This window comes from Aquimarina agarivorans (genome assembly GCF_000218485.1).
Lineage (GTDB): Bacteria > Bacteroidota > Bacteroidia > Flavobacteriales > Flavobacteriaceae > Aquimarina > Aquimarina agarivorans.
Genome location: NZ_AFPB01000151.1, coordinates 24,511 through 32,125 on the forward strand (window position 1 = coordinate 24,511; position 7,615 = coordinate 32,125).

3 protein-coding genes are annotated in these 7,615 nt (G+C 33.5%); 1 reads left to right on the forward strand and 2 read right to left on the reverse strand.

The genetic code is table 11. From position 1 onward, the window contains the following. The first annotated feature begins 430 nt into the window (after positions 1–430). Positions 431–4,165, forward strand: coding sequence for a DUF5060 domain-containing protein (locus tag GMC_RS0110730; protein WP_010522133.1), 3,735 nt, complete (start codon positions 431–433; stop codon positions 4,163–4,165). Between the two features lie 307 nt (positions 4,166–4,472). Here GMC_RS0110730 and uvrB read toward each other — a convergent pair whose 3' ends face one another. Together uvrB and GMC_RS0110740 are read right to left on the reverse strand one after the other, a co-directional pair. Further along, a complete protein-coding gene (gene uvrB, locus GMC_RS0110735) occupies positions 4,473–6,473 on the reverse strand; it encodes an excinuclease ABC subunit UvrB (protein ID WP_010522134.1) in 2,001 nt (666 codons plus the stop codon). 198 nt (positions 6,474–6,671) lie between these two features. After that, positions 6,672–7,499 carry a type IV pili methyl-accepting chemotaxis transducer N-terminal domain-containing protein gene (locus tag GMC_RS0110740; protein ID WP_010522135.1) on the reverse strand — a complete coding sequence of 276 codons (828 nt, stop codon included), beginning with the start codon at positions 7,497–7,499 and terminating at the stop codon, positions 6,672–6,674. Positions 7,500–7,615 lie beyond the last annotated feature (116 nt).

Consider the following 7,615-nt stretch of genomic DNA (forward strand, 5'->3'; position numbering starts at 1 on the left):
TTTTTGAAAATTTAACTGATTTATAGGTATTTAAGTTGTTTTTTTGTTTTTATCTGTTGAAATAGCCTTTTACTATTTTAACAGGTGAAAATAAAGTTATTTCTTATGATCACTTGTTTGCTTACGTTTTTCCAAGTAAGTATTCTAAATTAATTTGAGTAATATCTTTCTTACTTAAAAAAAGAAGTATTCAAATTCTTACCACAAACAACATCTAAAAAAAAGTTAAATAACTACTTAACTCAATAACTAAAAATTGATGGACGGTTTGGATTTTTTTATTTAATGATTTTACTAAATAAAAGGACAAAGGTTACAGTTTATAATTTGTCGTATATCTAGTTTTAAACATCAGCTTGTTTGCTAAACACACAAAAAACAAGGTATTGTACACAAAACAACATAAAAACTTAAAAAAATCTTAGATCAAATGAAACAAAAATTCTCATTGTTTTTGATAAGCTTATTCAGTTTGTCTAGCTTAATTAAGGCTCAGGAAATTACTGGCGAATTAAAAAAATGGCATAAAATTACACTAAGTGTGGATTTGCCAGCTGATGACCTGAACGAGAGTGCTAATACTTTTAAAAACCACCGTATGGATGTGGTTTTTACGGATCCAACTGGAGGTAAAATAAGAGTTCCAGGATATTTTGCTGCAGATGGTAATGCCGCTAATTCAAGCGCAAAACGTGGTAAAACGTTCAAAGCTATTTTGCGTCCTTACATGACAGGTCCTTGGAAGTACGAAGTATTTTATTACAATGATACAGACGTTGCTTTAAAAAATCTAAATCAATTACCTGCTCCAATACAAAGGTTAAGTGGTGATATAGGTGACATTGAAAATAACGATAAACCAACACCTGATTTACGAGCAAAGGGAAGATTAACTTATCGATTGGGAGGCAATGTAAATTCCAGACGTTATTTACAATTTGCTGAAACAGGGGAGTTCTTTTTAAAAATTGGACCAGATTCTCCTGAGAACTTTTTGAATTATGATGAATTTGATTTTGATGCTAATTTGAATAAATGTGCCCTTTGTCCAACCCATAAATTTAATCCGCACTCAGGGGATTTTAAAGTTGGTGACCCTACATTTAAAGGAGGGAAAGGTAAAAACATCATTGGTGCATTAAATTATATTCAGCAACAGGACATGAATTCCTTTTCAATGTCTTTATACGGTGGTGATGATAAAAATGTTTTTCCATGGGTAAATTTGAATAATAAATTCGTTTTTGATGTTTCCAAATTAGATCAGTGGGAGGTTGTTTTTGACCATGCGGAAAAATTAGGTTTGGCTATGCATTTCAAATTGGCCGAAAATGAGAATTGGGACAAATTAAATAATAATGAAATAAGAGCGCAGTATCGCGAAATGGTAGCTCGTTTTGGCCATCATTTGGCTATTGAATGGAATGTGTCCGAAGAATATAGAGGATCAGCTCAGTCCGCTATGGCACGTATTGACTTTTTAGCTGCCATTGATGGATATCAAAATCATCGAGTAATTCATACCTACCCAGGGGAACATGATAAATACGATGATTGGTTGAGGTTAGGAGCAAAATTAACTGGAGCTTCTGTGCAAAGCGCAGCTAATGCTAATGATGCTTTTAATGGTAGAAGTGGAATTTTAACTTGGATTAATAAATCAAAAAACAACAATACACCATGGGTAGTTGCTTCGGATGAACAAAACCCAGGAAGCACAGGGATATTTAATAGTAAAAGCATTAATGATAAAACTGTAAAGAAAAGTGCTAGAACGCATTATTTGTGGAAAAACTTGATTGCCGGTGGGCAAGGAGTAATGTGGTACGGTGGAGGCGAAGGTGATTTTAAAACTGAAAATTTTGATCGTTTTTCTACACTTTTTGAATGGACACGTCATGCCTATTCTTTTTTCAAAGGGAATAGAATTCCTTATTGGGAAATGGAAAATAAGGACAATTTAGCTGACGGGAATAATAACCACGTTTTAGCGGGAGATAACAAAGTTTATGTTTTATATCTTGAAAAAGGAGGGAGTACACAATTGAATTTAAATGGAGCAACAGGAACATTTAACGTGAGGTGGTTTGATCCAAGAAATGGAGGCGCATTACAAAGTGGAAATGTAACTTCTATTTCAGGTGGTGCAAAAAGAGGTATCGGAAATCCTCCAAATGCAACTAATGATGACTGGGTAGTGCTAGTAAGTAATACTGATGATTCAGTTGTTATACCAGATCCTCCTGTGGTGGTTAGTCCTGAACCACAACCATCCGAGCCAGTTGATGAAGAATGTGACGAAAAAATATTTGAAGAGAATGAGGGTGTAATTGCTATTGAAGCTGAAGACTTTTTTGAACAAACAAAAACAAAGGACAGAGAATGGTTTGTGTTTAATGGAACAGCTCAGGATACTCCTAAACCAGATCCTGATGGTGATCATTCCGAAGGAGCAAGTAATGGTAAATATATTGAGTTATTGCCTGATACTAGAGTAGTACATGCAGATCCATTGGTAAACGGTGTAAGTTTTTCAAATACCCCAGGTCAAGCAGCTATAATTAGTTATAAAGTTAACTTTAAAACTGCTGGTAAGTATTTTGTTTGGGTAAGGGCTTATTCAACAGGTTCAGAGGATAATGGGATACACGTAGGTTTAAATGGTGATTGGCCAGCTTCAGGCGCTAGAATGCAATGGTGCGGAGGAAAAAATAAGTGGACTTGGGAGAGCAAGCAACGTACAAATGCTGAACATTGTGGGGTGCCAGAAAGAATTTTTCTAAATGTTCCTAGCCCTGGTATTCACACGGTATCATTTTCAATGCGTGAAGATGGTTTTGAAGTAGATAAAATAATTTTGTCAAAAGTTTACAAAAAACCAACCGATTCAGGAACTGTTGCTTTAGTAAGTAATTGCAACACTACCACGCCAACAACACCTAATAATCCTACAGATGGTAGCTGTAGTAATACAACACTTGTTGCAACTAGTAATTTTAATAAATTAAATGTTAGTGGTTTTTCTCCTGCATACAAGGATAATGAAAGAAATGCACTTGCCATTAACGCAGCTCAGCACAAGGATAAGTTTGCTGCCGCAGAAACGAGTTTTACAGGAGCATCAGGTACTTACAATATTAAAATAAATACGCTTGCGGAATTAGATGGCGAGAGTACGTATAGAATAAACGTAAATGGTAAATTAATTGGAACTTATCAAAATCCAGAAACTACTACGGATTATAGTCCTGCTGGAAAAACGTTTAATAATGTAGCGGTTAACAAAGGGGATGTTATTAGAGTTGAATTTAATTCTCATACAAATGGAAAAATTCCTGAAAATGGAAGCACTGCATTTTCAAGAGGTAGATGGACAGGTATTGAGTTTACTTGTGTTGACGCAGGAACACCACCTCCTTCTAATGAAAGTGAAAGAACTGTTACGTTACAGCCAACATATGATGCTTTTTTACAGAATGGGGTTAACAATAATACAAATCTGCTGAAAGTAGAAAATGGAAGGAGAGTAACGTTTTTAAAATTTGATTTAAGTAGTGTTGAAGGTACAATTAAAGATGCTACCTTGGAACTAACCGTTACTGGTGACGCAGGAAATGGAATAATTAAAGTGTATAAAGGGATTGATACTAATGGATGGACTGAGGGTAATTTATCGAGTGCAAATGCACCTGAAAAAGACATTGAGTTAGCTAGTTTGAATGAAAACTATGGCTTAAATTCTAAGATTTCGTTTCCATTAACAAATCTTGAAAAGTCAAATTTTATAACTTTAATTATAGAGATGGATGAAGGAAATGATGTTAGTTTTGCTTCAAAGGAAAACGCAAATGGTCCTGAATTGATTATTACCTCTACTAATTCTACGTTGTCAATCAATAGGCCTGATTTAAATAAGGAGGTGAATATTGCTATTTTTCCTAACCCTACAACAGATTTTGTTATTATTCAACAAACCAAAGGGGCGAGTTTAAGAATGGTTAAAGTTTATAGCTTAAATGGACTTTTATTGCAAACAATAGTCAATGATGGTGCTACTAATGAAACTTTAAGCATTGATCTTACTAATTATAGTAATGGCATATACTTGTTAAGTTTGCAAAATTTTGAAAACAAAACGGAAATTTTGAAAATAGTAAAGGAATAATAACTTTTTGAAATCACATGAAATTAAAAAGGCCGCTTTAGAAAAAGTGGTCTTTTTAATTTAAAAAAAACTTCAGTTTATTGTACCTCTATATCCATCCGAGTAATTACATGGTAAGATTTTTTTGATAACCTGGCAGTAGTTCTTCAAGTTTTAGTATGCTATGATCGTGGATTTTTTGTAAGGTGTCTTCTGGCTATTCTCTAGGGTTGATGTTTTGTATTTTGAAGCTTCCAAAGAATGAATATAGCATTGCTGCATTTTGTGCTACTTATATAATTCACAAAACAAATTTGGGAAATTAGCATTACTTTTCCTTCGCTTTTTCCTGTAGCATTTTAATTTCGTCGCGTAATTTTGCGGCTCTCATAAAGTCAAGGTCTTTAGCAGTAATTTCCATATCTTTTCTTAGGCCGCGGATGCGTTCTTGCAATTGATCCTTGGAAAAATAAACCACTTCCTCTTCGGCAGCTTTCAAATTAGCGGCTGCTACAATTTTATAAGGTTCTTTTTTTGTAGTGTTAAGGCTATTATCAATTGGTTTATTTAATGCTTTTGGAGTAATATTATTTTTTATATTATAATTGATTTGCTTTGTTCTTCGGTATTCCGTTTCATCAATTGTTTTTTGCATGCTTTCTGTAATTTTATCAGCATATAAAATAGCCTTACCATTCACATTACGAGCCGCTCTACCAATAGTTTGTGTTAAAGAACGTTTATTACGTAAAAAACCTTCCTTATCAGCATCCAAAATGGCTACTAAAGATACTTCAGGCAAATCCAAACCTTCACGTAATAAGTTTACCCCAATTAAAACATCAAACAATCCTTTTCTTAAATCTTGCATAATTTCAACACGTTCAAGCGTGTCAATATCGCTATGAATGTACCTACAGCGGACATTTATTCGAGTCAAGTATTTTGCCAATTCTTCAGCCATGCGTTTGGTAAGAGTGGTGACCAAAATACGCTCATCTTTATCAATGCGTAATTGCATTTCTTCTACCAAATCATCAATTTGATTTAGGCTTGGTTTAACTTCAATAATTGGATCAAGCAAACCTGTAGGTCTGATAATTTGTTCGGTATAAACACCTTCGCTTTTTTGCAACTCGTAATCTGCGGGGGTGGCGCTAATGTAAAGTACTTGGTTTTGTAGTACTTCAAATTCTTCAAATTTTAAAGGCCTGTTATCCATGGCGGCAGGTAACCTAAAGCCATATTCGACCAAATTTTCTTTCCGAGAACGATCTCCTCCGTACATGGCATGTACTTGCGGTACGGTAACATGACTTTCATCAATAATCATCAGATAATCGTCCGGAAAAAAATCCAGTAAACAAAACGGTCGTGTTCCGGGTTTGCGTCCATCTAAGTAGCGCGAATAATTTTCAATACCTGAGCAATAGCCTAATTCCTTAATCATTTCAAGGTCAAAATTAGTGCGTTCTTCAAGTCGTTTTGCCTCCAAGTGTTTTCCAATTTCATTAAAATAAGCAACTTGTTTTCCTAAATCAATGGCAATTTGATCTATGGCACCATTTAGGACTTCTTTAGAAGTTACAAACATGTTAGCAGGGTAAATAGTCAGCTTTTCAAACTGATCTAAAATCTCTTTAGTTCGTGGATCAAATGACTCTATTTCCTCAATTTCATCACCAAAAAAATGAATGCGAAAAGCGTCATCCGCATAACTAGGAAAAATATCCAAAGTGTCTCCTTTAATGCGAAATGTCCCTGGTAAAAACTCAGCTTCGGTTCTTGAATACAAACTTTGAACCAACAAATGTAACAATTCTGTACGTGAAATTTCCTGATCTTTTTCAAGATAAATAACACTTTTTTTAAATTCAATTGGATTCCCGATACCGTATAAACAAGAGACAGAGGCAACCACCAAAACATCTCTTCGGCCCGATAATAATGATGAGGTAGTACTTAAACGTAATTTTTCAAGTTCATCATTAATTGATAAATCCTTTTCAATATAAGTGCCTGTTGTTGGAATAAATGCTTCGGGTTGGTAATAATCATAATAGGAAACAAAATATTCTACAGCATTATTGGGGAAAAATTGTTTGAATTCCTGAAACAACTGTGCGGCTAGGGTTTTATTGTGAGCCAAAACTAAAGTAGGTTTTTGAACCTGAGAAATGACATTAGCCGCAGTAAATGTTTTTCCTGATCCAGTAACCCCTAAAAGCGTTTGGTATTGCGTATTGGATTGCAGTCCACTAACAAGTTGTTTTATCGCTTCGGGTTGATCCCCCGTTGGTTTATAATCAGATACAAGTTCAAACTTCATAAACAAAAAATTGGAATAGATGCAAAACTAACTATTTTGTAATTGAGTAGTTTTTGTTATGCCTAAATTAGTTTTTTATTAGTGTTGTTTGGTAAGAATCATTCAATTTTTTCAATAAGGTTAGTTATAACTATTATTTAGAGAAGGTTAAATTGAAACAATAAAGTTTACGGTGATAAAATTTAAGCTAACGGCTATTTATAGCAGGCTATATTGACTGGTTATTTTGTTAAATATGCTTAGCATACTATTAGTAATAGAAACCACCTTTTGCGTATCCATTTTATTGTCTAAAAATAATTTTTTGTTAATTTCAATACCATCAATAACCCCCATAGCTAATGCAATATTTTCATCAATTTCAGATGTATTCAGTTCATTTACTAATAAATCATTCACCACAGAATTAATTTGATTATAAATAGCTACGTATCGATTACAGGCTTTTTTTGATTTATCCCCTTTTTTAAAAAACTTACATGCGGCGTAGTACAAACATAATTTTTGAGATAGCATTCGTTGCTTTCCAGCTTTGTTAATGGTTTCTACCTTAAGTTGCGATGCTTTATTTTCAAAATTTAATTGCTTATTAAATTTTGAATCTTCCTCAATGGCTAATACTAAAGAGTTACATTTGCTTAATAATGATTCGGATTTGCTTAATAATTTTTCAATGTCAATTTGAGGTTTGTTAACCAAATCGTTGAATTGTACCCACTCTGCATTTTGTTGCCGTATGAGCGCTTTTACTTTAGGGCTTTGCTCCCTAGAGTTACTTTCTATAATTTTCAGGTTTCGTTCAAAAAGTTTTATACTGGCAGTAAATTCATTAGTAAGTGCACTCGTTGTTTCATTTATCGCTTTTAGCATTCTGACTTTAGCAATTTTTTGAGAAAGCATGCGCTGCTTACCAGCTGTATTTATTGCTTTTTCATAACTAATATTGCCATAGGTAGTGTTTTGTGCATGGCAAAAGCAAAATGTAGCAAAAATAAACAGTGTAGTTAAAAATTTTAAATATTTCATTTTCAATATTTTATAAATTATCCTTATTTTTTAAAGGAACAAATAAATAACGAAAAAACATAATATAATGCGTATAAAGTACTGATAATTAGAATTTTAATAAAAAAAATAAATGT

What these genes read in the sequence shown, in the direction of transcription:
- GMC_RS0110730 (WP_010522133.1), top strand. Translation starts at nt 431, where the DNA reads ATGAAACAAAAATTCTCATTGTTTTTGATAAGCTTATTCAGTTTGTCT.
- uvrB (WP_010522134.1), bottom strand. Translation starts at nt 6,473, where the DNA reads ATGAAGTTTGAACTTGTATCTGATTATAAACCAACGGGGGATCAACCC.
- GMC_RS0110740 (WP_010522135.1), bottom strand. Translation starts at nt 7,499, where the DNA reads ATGAAATATTTAAAATTTTTAACTACACTGTTTATTTTTGCTACATTT.